This window comes from Streptococcus massiliensis DSM 18628 (genome assembly GCF_000380065.1).
In the GTDB taxonomy this organism is placed as follows: domain Bacteria; phylum Bacillota; class Bacilli; order Lactobacillales; family Streptococcaceae; genus Streptococcus; species Streptococcus massiliensis.
Genome location: NZ_KB904364.1, coordinates 62,372 through 78,836, shown reverse-complemented (window position 1 = coordinate 78,836; position 16,465 = coordinate 62,372). Strand labels below are relative to the sequence as shown.

General features: G+C 39.7%; 17 protein-coding genes. 9 read left to right on the top strand and 8 right to left on the bottom strand.

The features are described 5' to 3' along the window. Window positions 1-128: 128 nt before the first annotated feature. Together adhP and A3I3_RS0100445 are read right to left on the bottom strand one after the other, a co-directional pair. A complete protein-coding gene (gene adhP / locus A3I3_RS0100450; protein WP_018370771.1) occupies window positions 129-1,151 on the bottom strand; it encodes an alcohol dehydrogenase AdhP in 1,023 nt (340 codons plus the stop codon). A 238-nt stretch (window positions 1,152-1,389) separates the two neighbouring features. Continuing rightward, the gene (locus tag A3I3_RS0100445; RefSeq protein WP_018370770.1) at window positions 1,390-2,205 is read right to left on the bottom strand and encodes a Cof-type HAD-IIB family hydrolase; all 816 of its coding nucleotides are present in this window, start codon (window positions 2,203-2,205) and stop codon (window positions 1,390-1,392) included. A gap of 126 nt (window positions 2,206-2,331) precedes the next feature. Here A3I3_RS0100445 and A3I3_RS0100440 point away from each other — a divergent pair, with 126 nt between their 5' ends. From A3I3_RS0100440 to htpX, 4 genes are all read left to right on the top strand, one after another. Next, window positions 2,332-2,934 (top strand): DUF1361 domain-containing protein, encoded by a 603-nt coding sequence (locus A3I3_RS0100440; RefSeq protein ID WP_018370769.1) that lies wholly within the window; start codon window positions 2,332-2,334, stop codon window positions 2,932-2,934. Between the two features lie 107 nt (window positions 2,935-3,041). Beyond that, a complete protein-coding gene (locus tag A3I3_RS0100435; RefSeq protein WP_018370768.1) occupies window positions 3,042-4,481 on the top strand; it encodes an NCS2 family permease in 1,440 nt (479 codons plus the stop codon). 108 nt (window positions 4,482-4,589) lie between these two features. Continuing rightward, window positions 4,590-5,156, top strand: a complete 567-nt coding sequence (locus tag A3I3_RS0100430) for a LemA family protein (RefSeq protein WP_018370767.1) — start codon at window positions 4,590-4,592, stop codon at window positions 5,154-5,156. Window positions 5,157-5,158: 2 nt separating this feature from the next. Then, on the top strand, window positions 5,159-6,061 hold the full coding sequence (gene htpX / locus A3I3_RS0100425; protein ID WP_018370766.1) for a zinc metalloprotease HtpX: 903 nt from the start codon (window positions 5,159-5,161) through the stop codon (window positions 6,059-6,061). Between the two features lie 38 nt (window positions 6,062-6,099). Here the strand turns inward: htpX and A3I3_RS0100420 are convergent, their stop codons facing one another. Both A3I3_RS0100420 and A3I3_RS0100415 read right to left on the bottom strand, forming a co-directional pair. Beyond that, entirely contained in the window at window positions 6,100-7,329 is a 1,230-nt protein-coding gene (locus tag A3I3_RS0100420; RefSeq protein ID WP_018370765.1) for an MFS transporter, read from the bottom strand. Then, window positions 7,313-7,513: a hypothetical protein gene (locus A3I3_RS0100415; RefSeq protein WP_003041551.1), complete on the bottom strand. Its 201-nt coding sequence runs from the start codon at window positions 7,511-7,513 to the stop codon at window positions 7,313-7,315. Before A3I3_RS0100415 ends, A3I3_RS0100420 begins: the two co-directional genes overlap by 17 nt. Before the next feature lie 186 nt (window positions 7,514-7,699). Between A3I3_RS0100415 and A3I3_RS0100410 the strand changes: the two genes are divergently transcribed. Further along, the gene (locus A3I3_RS0100410) at window positions 7,700-8,239 is read left to right on the top strand and encodes a DUF177 domain-containing protein (RefSeq protein ID WP_018370764.1); all 540 of its coding nucleotides are present in this window, start codon (window positions 7,700-7,702) and stop codon (window positions 8,237-8,239) included. A gap of 180 nt (window positions 8,240-8,419) precedes the next feature. On the opposite strand, the gene A3I3_RS0100405 is transcribed toward A3I3_RS0100410, so the two are convergent. Genes A3I3_RS0100405 through A3I3_RS0100390 form a run of 4 tightly spaced genes read right to left on the bottom strand, consistent with a single transcriptional unit; the run spans window position 8,420 to window position 10,748 of the window. After that, window positions 8,420-8,647 carry a hypothetical protein gene (locus tag A3I3_RS0100405; RefSeq protein WP_018370763.1) on the bottom strand — a complete coding sequence of 76 codons (228 nt, stop codon included), beginning with the start codon at window positions 8,645-8,647 and terminating at the stop codon, window positions 8,420-8,422. Further along, window positions 8,647-9,357: an ABC transporter permease gene (locus tag A3I3_RS0100400; RefSeq protein WP_223873782.1), complete on the bottom strand. Its 711-nt coding sequence runs from the start codon at window positions 9,355-9,357 to the stop codon at window positions 8,647-8,649. Before A3I3_RS0100400 ends, A3I3_RS0100405 begins: the two co-directional genes overlap by 1 nt. A gap of 1 nt (window position 9,358) precedes the next feature. Beyond that, window positions 9,359-10,093, bottom strand: coding sequence for an ABC transporter ATP-binding protein (locus A3I3_RS0100395; RefSeq protein WP_003029928.1), 735 nt, complete (start codon window positions 10,091-10,093; stop codon window positions 9,359-9,361). Continuing rightward, window positions 10,083-10,748: a TetR/AcrR family transcriptional regulator gene (locus A3I3_RS0100390; RefSeq protein ID WP_018370761.1), complete on the bottom strand. Its 666-nt coding sequence runs from the start codon at window positions 10,746-10,748 to the stop codon at window positions 10,083-10,085. The genes A3I3_RS0100395 and A3I3_RS0100390 overlap by 11 nt, the downstream gene beginning before the upstream one ends. 206 nt (window positions 10,749-10,954) lie before the next feature. On the opposite strand from A3I3_RS0100390, the gene gndA reads away from it, so the two are divergent. The 4 genes from gndA (at window position 10,955) to A3I3_RS0100370 (ending at window position 16,434) form a co-directional block, all read left to right on the top strand. Continuing rightward, window positions 10,955-12,379 (top strand): NADP-dependent phosphogluconate dehydrogenase, encoded by a 1,425-nt coding sequence (gene gndA, locus A3I3_RS0100385; RefSeq protein ID WP_018370760.1) that lies wholly within the window; start codon window positions 10,955-10,957, stop codon window positions 12,377-12,379. 133 nt (window positions 12,380-12,512) lie between these two features. Then, window positions 12,513-13,202: a response regulator transcription factor gene (locus A3I3_RS0100380; RefSeq protein ID WP_018370759.1), complete on the top strand. Its 690-nt coding sequence runs from the start codon at window positions 12,513-12,515 to the stop codon at window positions 13,200-13,202. A gap of 210 nt (window positions 13,203-13,412) precedes the next feature. After that, window positions 13,413-15,602 (top strand): PTS transporter subunit IIBC, encoded by a 2,190-nt coding sequence (locus A3I3_RS0100375; RefSeq protein WP_018370758.1) that lies wholly within the window; start codon window positions 13,413-13,415, stop codon window positions 15,600-15,602. A gap of 16 nt (window positions 15,603-15,618) precedes the next feature. Beyond that, entirely contained in the window at window positions 15,619-16,434 is an 816-nt protein-coding gene (locus A3I3_RS0100370) for an endonuclease/exonuclease/phosphatase family protein (protein ID WP_003029933.1), read from the top strand. The last annotated feature ends 31 nt before the right edge of the window (window positions 16,435-16,465 follow it).

The following is a 16,465-nucleotide window of genomic DNA, read 5'->3' as shown; positions in this document are numbered from 1 at the left end:
TTTCGCACCAAAAACTTTCAAAAATTTTCAAAACATATCAATAGCATAATATGGGGTATATTTCAGGAATACATATCAAAAAAAGCACTTATCGCTGTCAGATAAGTGCTTTAGAGTGATTAAATATGTCACAAGTTTTTGAAATCTAATACCATACGTCCTTGGATAGTTCCAGCTTCCATTTCATCGAAAACATGGCAAGCATCTTCAACTGGGCGAAGTTGAACAACTGGAACGACCAGACCTTCTGCACCAAATTGGAAAGCTTCTTCCAAATCTTTACGCGTACCAACTAGAGAACCAATAACTTGGATACCATCTAGAACAGTCTTAACGATACTAAGATCCATCATTTCAGAAGGCAGACCAACTGCAACAACACGACCACCAGCACGAACGCTGTCCACAGCTTGATTGAAAGCAACTTTAGAAACGGCAGTTACAACAGCAGAATGAGCGCCGCCGCCAGTGTGTTCTTTAATGAGACCTGGAACATCTTCAACTTCACGACCATTGATAGTGAAGTCAGCTCCGACTTCTTTAGCTAATTCCAACTTGTCATTGTTGATGTCGACTGCGATGACGTGAGCGTTAAAGACTTTCTTAGCGTATTGAACAGCCAAGTTACCAAGTCCACCAGCACCGTAAACAACGACCCATTGACCTGGTTCAGCATGTGCTTCTTTGATAGCTTTGTAGGTAGTGACACCAGCACAAGTAATAGAGGATGCTTGGGCTGGATCCAAATTTTCAGGAACTTTAACAGCGTAATCTGCTGTGACGATACATTCCTGTGCCATTCCTCCATCAACAGAGTAGCCAGCATTTTTTACACTACGGCAAAGAGTTTCGCGACCAGTTGTACAATATTCGCAACGACCACAACCTTCAAAGAACCAAGCAATGCTGACACGATCGCCTACTTTAAGGCTATCAACATCAGGAGCAACCTCTTTAACGATACCGATTCCTTCGTGACCAAGGACACGACCGGGAACCTTACCAAAATCTCCATGAGCTACGTGCAAGTCTGTGTGGCAGACACCGCAGTACTCAACTTCAACGAGTGCTTCGCCAGCTTCAATTGGACGAATATTTTGGTCGACGATTTCAACGCCAGTACCTTCTTGATTGACAACAACTGCTTTCATAAAAAGTAGCCTCCTTAATTTATTTTGATTTATATTATGTGAATAGTTTAACATGTTTTCGGGAATTTTGCAAGCGCTAACAATTGTAATTAATGAAAATTTTCAGAAAGTTAACTGGTTAACAAATTTGAGGTAGGAAAGTATTTAAATTAAAAAAGACGAATAAATTTTATTCGTCTTTTAACTCAATCAAACATCTCGGCAAGAAAATCGAAACATGCTGTGTCTCTGATTTTCCTTATTCTAGGAATAATTTTTCCAGTTCGTGGGCGACGCCGTCTTCATCATTTGATAGAGCGGTTTGTTTATCAGCGTGCTCAAGTATAGCTGGATTGGCATTTTTCATGGCATAGCCAGTCCCTGCAAATTCTAACATTTCAGTATCGTTGTGCTCGTCCCCAAAGGCGATCAGATCTCGCTTATCCATTTTGTAAACACTGAGGAGATAGTTAAGAGCATAGGCTTTATTGACCCCATAAGCACTACATTCTAAAATATTGAATGGACCGCCCCAGGTGTTGATAGAAAGTGCATTTTGATAATGTTTTTCTAACTCATGTGCTAAATCGTATCTATTTTTTACTCGTGTTTGTAAAAGAATGCCGTTTGGTCCTTTAGTGACCTTATCCAATTGAAATTGGCTGCCTTTTGGAAAACTCTCCACTCCAAAAAATTCTGGATTGACTTGAAAGTTGTTTTGCTCTTGGATGAAAAATTTTCTGCGATATTGACTGGCAATGAAATCTGCTTCAATGGCGTCAGCCTGTTCGATCATATCAACCAGCAAATCCTTATCAATTTTTCGTGAATGTTCAAATTCCCATTTTTTTTCAGGAATATGTGTGAGAGCGCCGTTGAAATTAATCATCGGTTCATGAAGCTCCAACTCCTTGTAAAACTCGTGAGCCATCCAATAAGGACGCCCTGTGGTAATGATGACGTGGTGCCCTTTTTCCATCACTTTCTTTAGCACTTTTTTAGTCTTTTCAGATAATTTGCTCTCGTTATTAAGAAGAGTTCCATCAAGATCAAGTGCAATCATTTTTTTATTCATACTTAATGACCAATCTTTCTATATTTTCTATCGGGTGGGTTACCAGCTATTATAGCAGATTTTAAGAAGTTATGGTATAATGAACGACAATCTCTTGTATGAAATCTGTGAAAGGAATATTTTTTAATGAAAAAACATGTTTTAGTTCATCTCTTCTTTTTGGTAATATCTGCTTTAGTTTATTGGCAGGGAATTCCGACTGCTGGTCCGGACTTGGTTTGGAATATGGTTTTAGCACTCGTAGCTTATGATGCTGCGGTCATTGCTAACTACGTAAAAAATAAATGGCTTGTTTGGCCTGTTTTACTCATTTGGCTAGTTTTCTATCCCAATACTTTTTATATGATTACAGATTTGGTACATATGGACTGGGTTGGGCAAACGCTTTGGAACCGAGCTAGCTTGAAACTATTTATGGCTTTTGTACCCAGCATTTTGTTTGGAGTGATGTGTGGGATTGCTTCTTGGAATATGATTGTTGAGCGGCTCAGGTTGAATTGGCTCGTAAGACATATCAGCATTGTGGTATTGTCTTTTATCTCCAGTATGGCCATTTATATTGGGCGCTATGATCGGCTCAATTCTTGGGATTTGGTTAGCAATCCAAGCGAAGTGTATCACCGTTTGATCGGCGCTTTGCAGCCAGAACGTTTGCTTTTTATTTTAGGTTTTGCTCTTATTCAAACCATGTGTTTAGTTTTTTTGGATCATTCTACTAATAAAAAATAAGATTTATCAAACATTCACCTTGAAAAAGTGAATGTTTTTTGTTATAATCTTTTCTATCGTTCGTTATTTAGCGGGCGCTGTAAAAAATATAAGGAGATTGTCTAAAAATGGACAAGTTTTTTAAATTAAAAGAGAATGGTACGACTGTTCGGACGGAGATTTTGGCGGGACTGACGACTTTCTTTGCCATGAGTTACATTCTCTTTGTCAATCCTGAAATGCTGAGCCAGACCGGCATGCCAGCACAAGGGGTCTTTCTGGCTACCATTATCGGGACGGTAGCTGGGACGCTGATGATGGCTTTTTATGCCAACATCCCTTACGCGCAAGCACCAGGTATGGGGCTCAATGCCTTTTTCACCTACACGGTGGTTTTTGCTCTGGGCTACACCTGGCAAGAAGCGCTAGCCATGGTTTTCCTATGCGGTATTATCAGTATCATTGTCACGCTGACGAAAATTCGTAAGGTCATTATCCACGCTATTCCTGAAAGCCTGCAATATGCCATTTCAGGTGGAATTGGGATTTTCCTTGCTTATATTGGTATTAAAAAGGCGGGGCTGCTGAAGTTTTCGATTGACCCAGGTACTTATACAGTGGCGGGCAAGGGAGCTGATCAGGCCAAGGCAGCTATCACGGCAAATGGTATGGCAACTCCAGGCTTAGTTGATTTCAACAATCCAGCTGTTTTGGTGGCTCTGTTTGGGATTGTGATTACGATCATCTTAGTTTTAAAGCGTGTTAAGGGAGGAATTATTCTTTCCATTGCGGCAACGACAGTAGTAGCTATTTTGGCAGGTGTGGTTAACCTTTCAGAGATCAACTTTGCGTCCAATAATATCGGGGCAGCGGTCAAGGATCTGGGTACTATTTTTGGTGCAGCCTTGGGCAGCAAGGGACTGGGTGCTCTCTTTGCCAATCCAGCTCGTATTCCAGAGGTTCTGCTCGCCATTCTGGCTTTCTCCTTGACAGATATTTTTGACAATATCGGCACCTTGATTTCGACAGGGCGTAAGGCAGGTATTTTCAATATCGCAGATGAAGAAGCAGCCAAAGACTCATCTGGTCTGCAAACTAAAATGGACAAAGCGCTCTTTTCAGATATGGTCGGAACGACAGTCGGCGCGATTGCAGGGACTTCAAATGTTACCACTTATGTCGAATCTGCCGCAGGGATTGAAGCGGGTGGACGGACTGGTCTGACTGCCCTTGTCGTAGCCATTCTCTTTGCCATTGCAAGTTTCTTTAGTCCACTGCTTGCCATTGTGCCGACAGTGGCAGTGGCGCCTATCCTCATCATTGTGGGGATTATGATGCTAGCTAGCATGAAAAATATCCGCTGGGATGATATGGCTGAAGCCATTCCTGCCTTCTTTACATCTATTTTTATGGGATTTACTTACAGTATTACTCATGGAATTACCGCAGGATTTATCATGTATGCCTTAGTTAAAGTTATTAAAGGTCAAGCTAAAGAAGTTCACCCAATTATCTGGGTTTTGGATATCCTTTTTATCCTTAATTTTGTCAGCCTAGCACTGGCTTAAAAAATTACAAACCAATCTGGGAAACTAGGTTGGTTTTTGAGATAATTTCTGGCAAACATTTAAAAATTTGGTATAATAGTAACAACACTAATGAAATGAGGAACAATCATGTTGTGGATTATTTTAGCGATTATTGTCGTAGTAGCTTTATTTGTCATTGCTGTTTACAATGGCTTGGTACGTGCTCGCATGCAAACGCAGGAAGCTTGGAGTCAAATTGATGTGCAGCTTAAACGTCGGAATGATCTTTTGCCGAATTTGGTTGAAACGGTCAAGGGATATGGGAAATATGAACAGTCAACCCTTGAAAAGGTGACTCAACTCCGCGCTCAAGTAGCAAATGCATCTAGTCCAGCTGAAGCGATGAAGGCTAGTGATGCCCTTACGCGTCAAATTTCTGGAATCTTTGCAGTAGCAGAAAATTACCCAGAACTTAAGGCAAATACTAACTATCTTAAACTGCAAGAAGAGTTGACAAATACAGAAAATAAAATTGCTTATTCTCGTCAGCTTTACAATTCAGTAACTGGGAATTTCAATGTTAAATTGGAAACTTTCCCAAGCAACATTATTGCGGGAATGTTTGGCTTTAGAAGAGTAGACTTCCTTGCAACACCTGAAGAAGAAAAAGCGGTGCCTAAAGTTGATTTTGGTAGCACGGGAGTTGGTGACTAACCATGCTGTTTGATCAGATTGCCAGTAATAAAAGGCGAACATGGTTTTTGCTCATTACTTTCTTTGCTCTTTTGGCTGCAATTGGGGCCGCAGTAGGTTATCTGTGGCTAGACAGTGCTCTTGGTGGAGTTCTTATTGCTCTTATCATCGGTGCAATTTATGCAGGGAGCATGATTTTTCAGTCAACAGAAGTCGTCATGTCCATGAATGGTGCGCGGCAAGTTTCTGAACAAGAAGAACCTGAGCTTTACCATATCGTTGAAGATATGGCCTTGGTAGCGCAGATTCCTATGCCGCGAGTTTATGTTGTAGATGATCCGTCACCAAATGCTTTTGCGACAGGCTCCAGTCCTAAAAATGCGGCTGTGGCAGCAACGACGGGGATTTTACAACTTATGAACCGTGAAGAGCTTGAAGCTGTTATCGGGCATGAAGTCAGCCATATTCGCAATTACGATATTCGGATTTCGACAATTGCAGTAGCTCTGGCAAGTGCTGTGACGATGTTGTCCAGTATCGCAGGACGCATGATGTGGTTTGGTGGTGGCAGCCGACGTAGAAGCAATGATGATCGTGATAGTGGTGGTGGTTTAGGGATCATCATGCTGTTGCTATCTTTGATAGTCATTGTTCTTGCTCCTCTAGCAGCAACTTTGGTGCAGTTGGCTATTTCGCGCCAGCGGGAATTTTTAGCCGATGCTTCCAGTGTTGAGTTGACTCGTAATCCTCAAGGTATGATTAATGCTTTGCAAAAGTTAGATGGAAGTGAGCCCATGCATCGTAAGGTCGATGATGCTAGTGCAGCTCTCTATATCAACGATCCTAAAAAGCCGGGTGGCTTACAAAAACTTTTTCACACTCACCCTCCGATTAGTGAGCGGATTGAACGTTTGAAAAATATGTAAAAATAACTCTCCCATTCACACTGTTTGGGAGAGTTTTCTTATCTATTTTTCCAAGCAAGCCCAAGAGCAAATAATCCCAGTAGAGTAAACACAGTCCAACAAATAGTCATATTCCAAACGGCAAGAGCTGTAAAAAGAGTAGTTCCGACAGGAAGGGAGAGACTAAAGAGAAGGGATAAAAAAGAGCTGGTCTGTGCGAGAATATCAGATGGTAGGTTGTTGAGAAGAAGGGCGTTGAGTTTGGGATTGACCTTCGCTGCCAGATACATGAGGAACATGGCGGAAAGAAGAGTAATTAGTTGAGAACTATAAAATATTTGATTTAATCCAATTAAAACAATAGGAAGGATTGCCCATAAAACAATTTGAGCGACGGAGAGTTTGGCGAAGTAGTCTTTGGGAGTGAGACTTCCGAGAACCATACCTGCCATGACTACTACTTGGATGAGAAATAGTGATTGACTGAAAGTGAGATTCCAGAAGGGACGATTTAAAAGACTAAGATTAAAGATAGCGTTTAAGCTGCCACCCAAGGCATTGATAATGGCAATGATGGCTAGGAGCAGTATAAAGTTGCTCTTTTCTTCCTTTTGGAAAATTTCTTCGCCCAATTTAAAAATTTCTTTGGCTTGAGTAAGGAAAAAAGTATTTTTCTCTGATTTTTTAATAGTGACAGGTGCATGAGTTAGCTGTTTGCGGTAGAAATAGAGGATAGTTGAAGAAAGCAGGAAAGCCAGAGCATTGATAGAGGCAACGAAAAAGAAATTTTGATTGCTAATGGCGAGTAGCCATACTCCCAGAGCTTGTCCCGAAATAGAACAAATGATAGAGAGAAATTGAGTAAAACTATAGGCTTCCATACGATCTTCTTCAGGAATATTTTTCTGGAAAATAGGCATTTGCAAACCGCCACGGTAGTCACTGAGAATATCTGAGATGATGTTAATCAGGCAAACGAAGGAAAAAGCGATTAAACTTTTTTGATACGTCAGCATGGCGACAAGGACAAACAATATTGCTTGAATGTAGCCTGTGGCAATCAGCCAGTAACCTTTGTCGCGCGTGTGGTCAGCTCGTTTACCGACATAAACAGTAAAGAGAATAGGAGCAAGTAAGATAATATTGGCAGTTCCAACTGCGAATTTAGCATGGGGCAGACTTGCTGCAAAAACTACAAAAACGAGATTGTAGATAGAGGCTCCTAAGTAGTTGAAAAAGCGAGAAAGAGCTATGACACGAAAAAGTGAATTTTTAATCAATAGTTTCATCTGCTTTATCTCCTGAATATTTTTTGACAAGTTGTTTAGCGAGGCTAGGACTTTTGAGTTGAAACCTTTTACCCTGTGTGACAAATTCCCAAACCTGACGAATATCACTCTTTATGGTTCGCTTAACAATTCGACTTTCACTTGATGTGAGAGTAATTCTTTTCTTTTCAATGTATATATTCATAAATTGTTCTCCTAAAAGCTTTATTGCCACCATTATAGCGGGGTGTAATTGGGTTTTCAAGGTCTTTTAACCAAGTGGTACCAAAGAGAAAGTAACTGGTAGAAATGATAGGGTAAGTTGCAAAGAAAGGCGCACAAACAGAAAGAAAATGCTATAATGGTTTAAGGAATATTGGAGGAAAAGTATATGCTAAATATTCATGAAATTCGTAAGAACCCCGATGGACTAGACTTTGAAGTGAATTTTGACTTAGTTGCTGATTTAAAAGGGCGTAACCCTGAAATTTTGGGCATCCGCGATGTGCTTGCAAGAGGCAAGGCTCAGTATGAGGACGGTCTTTACTTTTTAGACTATGATTTGTCCTACACGATTACTCTGGCGTCCAGCCGCAGCATGGAGCCTGTTGAGCGCAAGGAAACTTACTTGGTCAATGAGATTTTCATGGAAAATCATGGCGAGAAGATCAGCCAAGACTTGATTGATGATGACCTCGTTTTGGGGCTTGAGGGCGATGAGATTGATCTGGCAGAAAGTGTAGCGGATAATATCTTGCTCAATATCCCGCTTAAGGTCTTGACGGCTGAGGAAGAAGCAGGGCAGGATTTTCCAGTGGGACAAGACTGGCAGGTCATGACCGAGGAAGAATACCGCCGCCAGCAAGAAGAGCAAAAAGCAAGTAAGAGCCCTTTTGCTAGCCTGAAGAACCTGTTTGATGAAGAAAATTGAGTTAATAATCCAGATAGAAGAAACACACAAATATATATTTGTTTTAATATTTTTAAATGTTAGGATTTATTCTTTTGACGTGGATATCTCTTGTTTTAATATTTTTTAATATTTTTAAATGTTAGGATTTATTCTTTTGACGTGGATATCTCTTGGAAAATTGAAAGTAACTAAGAATAATTATAACAATAACTGAATGATACCACTGATAATTCCTAAGCAGCCTAATCCAATGCAAATCCATCCAATTGTTCGCTTTTTAGAAGACGAATTATTTTTTGAAAATAAAAATATGCCTATTCCTACTACCAAAATGATGAATCCAAAAATCATATTGATTTGCAAACCGTTTTTACCAAAAATGCTTTCAAGCACAGTATTAACTGTATTATCTAAGGTCCGTTCCATTATTCTACCTCCATATGGTTTATTTTTTTAGTAAGCAACAATGACACACCAATTCCACCCAAAACAGTAAGGCACATTAAGATAAGAGCGGCTACATCATTTTTATTGCTATTTTCTATAAAACTAAACAGGATATTACAAAATAAAGAGGAAAGAAAGACAGCCGACAAAATGGTAGTTGGTATAGATTTTTTCAAAAAACCAATACCTACAGCTATAATCCCAGTTGATGCTGCTATCATGGACATGATGATTGTTATTTTGATTGCTCTCATCATAAGAGAGACAGTCCATGTGCCTTCAACCAAAGGACTAATGGACTCTGTGATGCCAAATATGCCAAAGGCTAGCACATTACAAGATACCATTGCCATGAGCGTAAAAAGAAAGACAACCATTAATTTTGAACATAATATTTTATCTCTTCTGATAGGGTAGGAAAATAATAAAATAGCTCGTTTATCTTTGTATTCATCAATGATAAACCGTGTACACATGGTGGCAGAGAGTGTTGCGAAGACAGCCATACTTAGTGTTGAAAATAAGGAAATAATTTTAGGATATCCTGCAAATATTTGTAGATCTGGGTCTGGATTTATTTGAGGGGCATATGCAAACAAGTAAATAAAGCCAAGCATTACAATAAAGGTAACGCTACTTGCAATTACATATGTTTTGATATTATTTCTTTTTAATTCTAATTTTATCAATTTAAACAATTTTTTCACCCCCACTCATGATATTGAAGAAATAGTCTTCCAGTCCATTTGGGAATTGATTTTCTATTGCAGACAAGCTAACTTCCTCTACAACGGTGCCATTCACAATGACACCGATAGTATCTGCAATATGTTCTATTTCACTTAATATATGGCTAGATACTAGAATGGTCATACCTTGTTCATTCTTTAGTTGCAAGAATAATTCTCGCATTTCTCTGATTCCCATAGGATCCAGACCATTTATTGGTTCGTCTAAGATGAGTAGTTCTGGTTCATGGACAATGGCTCGCGCGATTGCTAAACGTTGTCGCATGCCCAAAGAAAATTTAGATACTGGCAAGGTTCCAGTGTTATTTAGCCCAACCTTTTGCAAAGCAGAGACACAATCTTTACCTTCTTTTCCCATATAGGAGAGATGGATTTGTAAATTTTCCTCGGCTGATAAATGTTCATAAAATACAGGCGTTTCAATTAAGGTGCCTATTTCTGATAGGATTTCATTTCGCTGTTTTCCAATATCTAATCCCAAGATTTGTATCTTGCCCATTGTTGGTATGAGTAGCCCGGACAGTAGTTTAAATACAGTTGTTTTTCCAGCTCCATTTGCTCCTAGAAATCCGTAGATACTTCCTTTTTCTACGTGAATATTGCAAGCTCTGATAACCTCTTTTTTATCAAAGGTTTTGGTTAGATTGTCTGTTTCGACTGCTAAATTATGTTTCATTGTTACCCTCCTTAAAATATAATCTGTGCAATAAGTTCATGAATTTTTCAATGAGCGTATCATTCAATACATCAATGCCTAGAGAAGCCATTAGGGTTTGTAAGAAATTTAATCGTGTTAATAGCTTCTCTTCATCACAAGTAAATACCGCAGGGTCACACCACACATTTAATAATAGCAAAAAGATTTCTGCGCATTCATCAGGATATTTTGTAACAATAGATCCATCATCAATCCCTTTTTGAATAATTTTAGAAAGAAAAGGAGCATCGTTATTTACACAATCTTTCATGTAGGAGATAACAAATTCTGCACTTTTCATTTTTGGAACCATGGCATCATCTAAATAATGAATTTCTTGATTTTCAATAGTCTTTTCTAAAATAAGTGACAATTGTTCTTTTCCGCTCAGAGAGCTTGTTTGGGATAGTAAGAGCTTCATTGTCCCTTTTGTAGCTTCAGTTTGCCTTTTTGTTACAGCATTTATAACATCATCTTTCGATTTGAAATGATGATAAATGGCACCTTTTGACACATTTGCTGCTTCTGCAATATCTCGCATACTGGTTTTATCAAAACCTTTTTCTAAAAATAATTTGGTTGAAACAGTTAAAATGGTTTCGATAGTAACCTTTGAATCATACTTTTTTTGCATATTATTTACCTTCTTTTTTTTAAAAAAACATACCGACCGGTCGGTTTTATTATATAATAAAAGGTCTTTTTTGTCAAGCTGTGAAAAATATTTTGTTCACTTAGTTGCAGTTTCACTCTTTTTATAATTCATATCATGGCAAAGTACTTTCAATTATGCTTGCAAAATGTTACAATAAGACTAGTAACTATAAATAGGAGTAAGACATGACAAAAGCAAACTTTGGCGTTGTGGGTATGGCCGTTATGGGTCGTAACCTTGCCCTAAACATCGAATCTCGTGGCTACCGTGTGGCCATTTTTAACCGCAGCAAGGAAAAGACAGAGGACGTCGTTGCGACGCATCCAGATAAGAATTTTCTACCGAGCTATGATATTGAGTCTTTTGTAAATTCGATTGAAAAACCACGTCGGATTATGCTCATGGTGCAGGCTGGGCCGGGAACAGACGCGACTATTCAAGCTCTTTTGCCTTACCTTGATAAGGGCGATATTTTGATTGACGGTGGGAATACCTTCTACAAAGATACCATTCGCCGTAGCGAAGAGTTGGCAAATTCAGGTATCAACTTTATCGGTACAGGTGTCTCTGGTGGTGAAAAAGGTGCTCTTGAAGGGCCGTCTATCATGCCGGGTGGACAAAAAGAAGCCTACGACTTGGTAGCTGATGTTTTGGAAGAAATCTCTGCTAAGGCGCCAGAAGACGGTGCTCCATGTGTGACTTACATTGGTCCTGACGGTGCTGGTCACTATGTCAAAATGGTTCACAACGGAATTGAGTACGGCGACATGCAACTCATCGCTGAAAGTTATGATTTGATGCAGCACTTGCTGGGCTTCTCAGCTGCTGAAATGGCTGAAATTTTCACCGAGTGGAACAAAGGCGAGCTGGACAGCTACTTGATTGAAATCACTTCAGACATCTTGACTCGTAAGGATGATGAAGGACAAGACGGTCCGATTGTGGATTATATCTTGGATGCTGCTGGCAACAAAGGAACGGGTAAATGGACCAGCCAATCTTCACTCGACCTCGGTGTGCCGCTGCCTTTGATTACCGAATCTGTCTTTGCACGCTACATTTCGACTTACAAGGACGAGCGTGTTCATGCAAGCAAGCTCTTGCCAAAACCAGCTCCTTTCAAATTTGAGGGCGACAAGGCTGAGTTGATTGAGAAAATCCGCCAAGCGCTCTACTTCTCAAAAATCATGTCTTATGCGCAAGGATTTGCCCAACTGCGCGTTGCAAGTAAGGAAAATAACTGGAACTTGCCATTTGGCGAAATTGCCTCAATCTGGCGTGCTGGTTGTATCATTCGTGCTCGTTTCTTGCAAAAGATTACAGACGCTTACAACCGTGATGCAGACTTGGCTAACTTGCTTTTGGACGAGTACTTCATGGATATTACAGCTAAATACCAACAATCTGTCCGCAATGTGGTTAGTCTGGCTGTTCAAGCAGGGATTCCAGTTCCGACTTTCTCAAGCGCTATCGCTTACTTTGACAGCTACCGCGCTGAAAACTTGCCAGCCAACCTCATTCAAGCGCAGCGCGACTACTTCGGTGCTCACACTTACGAGCGTAAAGACAAAGAAGGCGTCTACCACTATTCTTGGTATGACGAACAATAATCAGGTCTGCTGACTTAATTTTTTCAATGATGTAGGCAGATTTAGGAAATTTTATATTTGCTCAGGCTATACGATAGAGGTTGGAAACAGTGTTCCAGCCTCTACTTATAAATAAAAGAAGAATGAACAAATTATGGCGAAAAAAATTTTATTGATTGAACAAGAGAAGAATTTGGGGCATTTTTTAAGCTTGGAACTCCAAAAGGAGGGACTAGTTGTCGAACGGGTCACAACTAATCAGGAAGGGCTTGAACTAGCCAAAGAGAAAGAATACGACCTTTTTTTACTAGGATTAAATCTTGCTGATATGTCAGTCAGCTTTTTTGCGGAGAAATTGGCGGAGTTTCGTCCAGCATCCGTTATTATCGTCATGGCCTACCCAGAAGATTTAACAGGGCGAGAGGAAGAAGTGCAGCGTTTTGCAGTCGCTGCTGTTCGTAAACCGGTATTAGTCTCTCAACTAGTTGATAAAATTTCAGCCATTTTCCGTGGGCGTGATTTTATTGATCAGCATTGCAGCCAGATGCGTGTTCCAACTTCTTATCGAAATTTGCGGATTGATGTGCAAAATCATTTGGTCTATCGAGGAGACGAGTTAATTTCCTTGACTCGTCGTGAGTATGACCTTTTGGCAACGCTAATGGGGAGTAATCAAACTTTGACACGGGAGCAATTACTAGATCGTGTCTGGAAATATGAAAGTGCGACTGAAACGAATGTGGTGGATGTGTATATCCGTTATCTGCGTGGGAAAATTGACCTTCCACATCAAAAAAGCTATATCAAAACTGTACGTGGTGTAGGATATGCCATGCAGGAATAAACGTGAAGTGCAGGAAATATCGTTTTTCTGCACTTTTCTAATGGGGATGTTTTTTTATCTGTTATACTTTGCAAGTAAAAAATAGGGAAAGTTTTTAAAATATTATATAAAAACGCTTTACAAAATAGAAATATATGATATAATTAAAGAGTCAAATAAATGCAAACGTTTGCGGAAAGCGCTTGCGGAAAATTTTATAAGGAGATACGAATGATAAAAGAGACATTCAAAAACATATTCAGTTTCGAATTTTGGCAAAAATTCGGAAAAGCTCTGATGGTCGTTATCGCAGTAATGCCCGCGGCTGGTTTGATGATCAGTATTGGTAAGTCAATTCCAATGATCAATCCAAACGTAGCTGCTCTTGTTACAACAGGCGGTATTCTTGAGCAAATTGGTTGGGGAGTTATCGGAAACCTTCACATTTTGTTTGCATTAGCTATTGGAGGTAGCTGGGCAAAGGAACGTGCTGGTGGTGCATTTGCGGCCGGACTTTCATTTATTTTAATTAACCGTATTACAGGGGTCTTTTTTGGAGTAACTTCAGACCTTCTTACAAAACAAGGAGCTACTGTAAAAACTGTCTTTGGTGGAACCATTAAGGTGGCTGATTATTTTGTAAGTGTACTTGAAGCTCCTGCTCTTAATATGGGGGTGTTTGTTGGTATCATTGCCGGTTTTGTTGGAGCAACTGCTTACAACAAATATTATAATTACCGTAAATTACCAGATGCGCTTTCATTCTTTAATGGTAAACGGTTTGTGCCATTCGTTGTTATTTTGCGTTCTACAATTGTGGCTTTGATTCTTGCAGTATTTTGGCCAGTTGTTCAAACTGGAATCAACAATTTTGGTATTTGGATTGCTAACTCTCAAAAGACAGCTCCAATTCTCGCACCATTCTTGTTTGGTACTTTAGAACGTCTTCTTTTACCATTTGGACTTCACCATATGTTGACAATTCCAATCAACTATACTCAATTAGGTGGGACATATGAAGTGTTGACAGGGGCTGCTAAAGGAACGACTGTATTTGGTCAAGATCCATTATGGTTGGCTTGGGTAACAGACCTTGTTAATTTAAAAGGTTCACACGCTGACCAATATCAACATCTTCTAAATAGTATTACTCCAGCTCGTTTTAAAGTTGGGCAAATGATTGGTTCATTTGGTATTTTGATGGGGGTTGCCTTTGCAATTTATCGAAATGTAGATGATGATAAGAAACATAAATACAAAGGGATGATGATTGCAACAGGACTTGCAACTTTCTTAACAGGTGTTACAGAACCAATTGAATACATGTTTATGTTTGTTGCAACACCTCTTTATTTGGTGTATGCTGTTGTGCAAGGGTTAGCCTTTGCTATGGCAGATATTGTTCACTTGCGTATGCACTCATTTGGTTCAATCGAATTTCTGACTCGTACTCCACTAGCCATCAATGCTGGTTTGGGTATGGATATTATTAATTTTGTTTGGGTAACAGTGCTCTTTGCAGTTGGAATGTATTTTATTGCCAACTTCATGATTAAGAAATTTAACTACGCAACTCCAGGACGTAACGGAAACTATGAAACAGCTGATGGAGAAGATAGTCCTTCGTCTGCCCCAGCTGGTGGCAAAGTAGCAGAGGCATCTCAAGCTGTGAATATTATCAATCTTCTTGGTGGACGTGCAAACATTGTTGATGTTGACGCATGTATGACACGTCTTCGTGTAACTGTTAAAGATGCAGAAAAAGTTGGTACAGAAGAGCAATGGAAAGCCGAAGGAGCTATGGGCTTGGTGATGAAAGGTCAAGGTGTTCAAGCAATTTATGGACCAAAAGCGGATGTTTTGAAATCTGATATTCAAGACTTACTTGACTCAGGTGAAGTGATTCCTGAAACTCTTCCGAGTCAAATGACAGCTTCACAAGCTGCGGAAGTGAGCTACAAAGGTGTAACAGAAGAAGTTGAAACGGTTGCTGACGGTGAAGTCATTGCTATCTCTGATGTGAAAGATCCTGTCTTCTCACAAAAAATGATGGGTGACGGATTTGCAGTTGAACCTGAAAATGGGAATATCTACTCACCAGTAGCAGGTACTGTTACAAGCATTTTCCCTACAAAACACGCTCTTGGTCTCTTGACTGATAATGGTCTTGAAGTGCTTGTTCATATCGGACTTGATACAGTCAGTCTTGAAGGTAAACCATTTGAAGTACATGTTGCAGAAGGACAAAAAGTTGCAGCAGGTGATCTTCTTGTGACAGCTGATTTAGAAGCTATCAAAGCGGCAGGTCGTGAAACTTCAACAGTTGTTGTCTTCACAAATGCACAAGCTATTAAATCTGTAACGGTTGAAACATTCGGCAAAGTAGCAGCGAAAACGGTTGTTGCTAAAGTAGAATTGTAAATAGAAAAGAGAAATCATGGCAAAATTCCTGACTTTAAATACTCATAGTTGGATGGAAGATGAGCAAGAAAAAAAGCTAGATCAACTAGCTGAGCGGATTCTTCAAGAAAAATATGATGTCATTTGCCTGCAGGAAGTCAATCAAGAAATGGAGTCTGAACAGGTTGTTCAGGCTCCATTTTATCATGCGGTAGATGGTGCTATTGCGATTCATAAAGACCACTTTGCACATTGTCTTGTGGAGAGATTGGTAGAGAAAGGTCTTATTTATCATTGGTCTTGGGCTTATAATCATATTGGTTTTGATCGGTTTCATGAGGGAGTTGCTATTTTATCCTTAAATCCATTGAAACCAAGGGAGTTATTGGTTTCAGATGCCAACGATCCAACGGATTATCACACTAGAAAAGTACTTTTGGCGGAAACAGAAGTTGATGGACGGCTTGTAACGGTGGCTTCCTGTCATCTTTCCTGGTGGAATAAAGGCTTCCAAGAAGAGTGGGCACAGATAGAAGAAGAATTGTTACAATGCAACATGCCTTTGGTATTGATGGGAGATTTTAACAATCCTGTCGGTTATGAAGGCTATCAGCACATTTTAAGAAGTCCACTTGCTTTGCAAGATAGTCATGCTGTTGCTGCTACAGTCGTTGGTACAGCAACGGTTGAAGGCGATATTGCTGGCTGGGCTGGAAATAAGGAAGCTCTAAAAATTGATTATATCTTTACAAGTAAAGATTTCAACATTGAAAAATCTGCTGTTGTTTTTGACGGCAAAGCAACACCTGTTGTTAGTGACCATTTTGGGTTAGAAGCAGAAGTTGCATTTTAACAATCAAAAACGGGAAGTTTTGAAATGAAAT

What these genes read in the sequence shown, in the direction of transcription:
- A3I3_RS0100420 (WP_018370765.1), bottom strand. Translation starts at nt 7,329, where the DNA reads ATGAAACTATTGATTAAAAATTCACTTTTTCGTGTCATAGCTCTTTCT.
- A3I3_RS0100390 (WP_018370761.1), bottom strand. Translation starts at nt 10,748, where the DNA reads ATGCAAAAAAAGTATGATTCAAAGGTTACTATCGAAACCATTTTAACT.
- A3I3_RS0100405 (WP_018370763.1), bottom strand. Translation starts at nt 8,647, where the DNA reads ATGGAACGGACCTTAGATAATACAGTTAATACTGTGCTTGAAAGCATT.
- A3I3_RS0100395 (WP_003029928.1), bottom strand. Translation starts at nt 10,093, where the DNA reads ATGAAACATAATTTAGCAGTCGAAACAGACAATCTAACCAAAACCTTT.
- A3I3_RS0100370 (WP_003029933.1), top strand. Translation starts at nt 15,619, where the DNA reads ATGGCAAAATTCCTGACTTTAAATACTCATAGTTGGATGGAAGATGAG.
- A3I3_RS0100375 (WP_018370758.1), top strand. Translation starts at nt 13,413, where the DNA reads ATGATAAAAGAGACATTCAAAAACATATTCAGTTTCGAATTTTGGCAA.
- A3I3_RS0100435 (WP_018370768.1), top strand. Translation starts at nt 3,042, where the DNA reads ATGGACAAGTTTTTTAAATTAAAAGAGAATGGTACGACTGTTCGGACG.
- A3I3_RS0100440 (WP_018370769.1), top strand. Translation starts at nt 2,332, where the DNA reads ATGAAAAAACATGTTTTAGTTCATCTCTTCTTTTTGGTAATATCTGCT.
- A3I3_RS0100415 (WP_003041551.1), bottom strand. Translation starts at nt 7,513, where the DNA reads ATGAATATATACATTGAAAAGAAAAGAATTACTCTCACATCAAGTGAA.
- gndA (WP_018370760.1), top strand. Translation starts at nt 10,955, where the DNA reads ATGACAAAAGCAAACTTTGGCGTTGTGGGTATGGCCGTTATGGGTCGT.
- htpX (WP_018370766.1), top strand. Translation starts at nt 5,159, where the DNA reads ATGCTGTTTGATCAGATTGCCAGTAATAAAAGGCGAACATGGTTTTTG.
- A3I3_RS0100380 (WP_018370759.1), top strand. Translation starts at nt 12,513, where the DNA reads ATGGCGAAAAAAATTTTATTGATTGAACAAGAGAAGAATTTGGGGCAT.
- A3I3_RS0100410 (WP_018370764.1), top strand. Translation starts at nt 7,700, where the DNA reads ATGCTAAATATTCATGAAATTCGTAAGAACCCCGATGGACTAGACTTT.
- A3I3_RS0100430 (WP_018370767.1), top strand. Translation starts at nt 4,590, where the DNA reads ATGTTGTGGATTATTTTAGCGATTATTGTCGTAGTAGCTTTATTTGTC.
- adhP (WP_018370771.1), bottom strand. Translation starts at nt 1,151, where the DNA reads ATGAAAGCAGTTGTTGTCAATCAAGAAGGTACTGGCGTTGAAATCGTC.
- A3I3_RS0100445 (WP_018370770.1), bottom strand. Translation starts at nt 2,205, where the DNA reads ATGAATAAAAAAATGATTGCACTTGATCTTGATGGAACTCTTCTTAAT.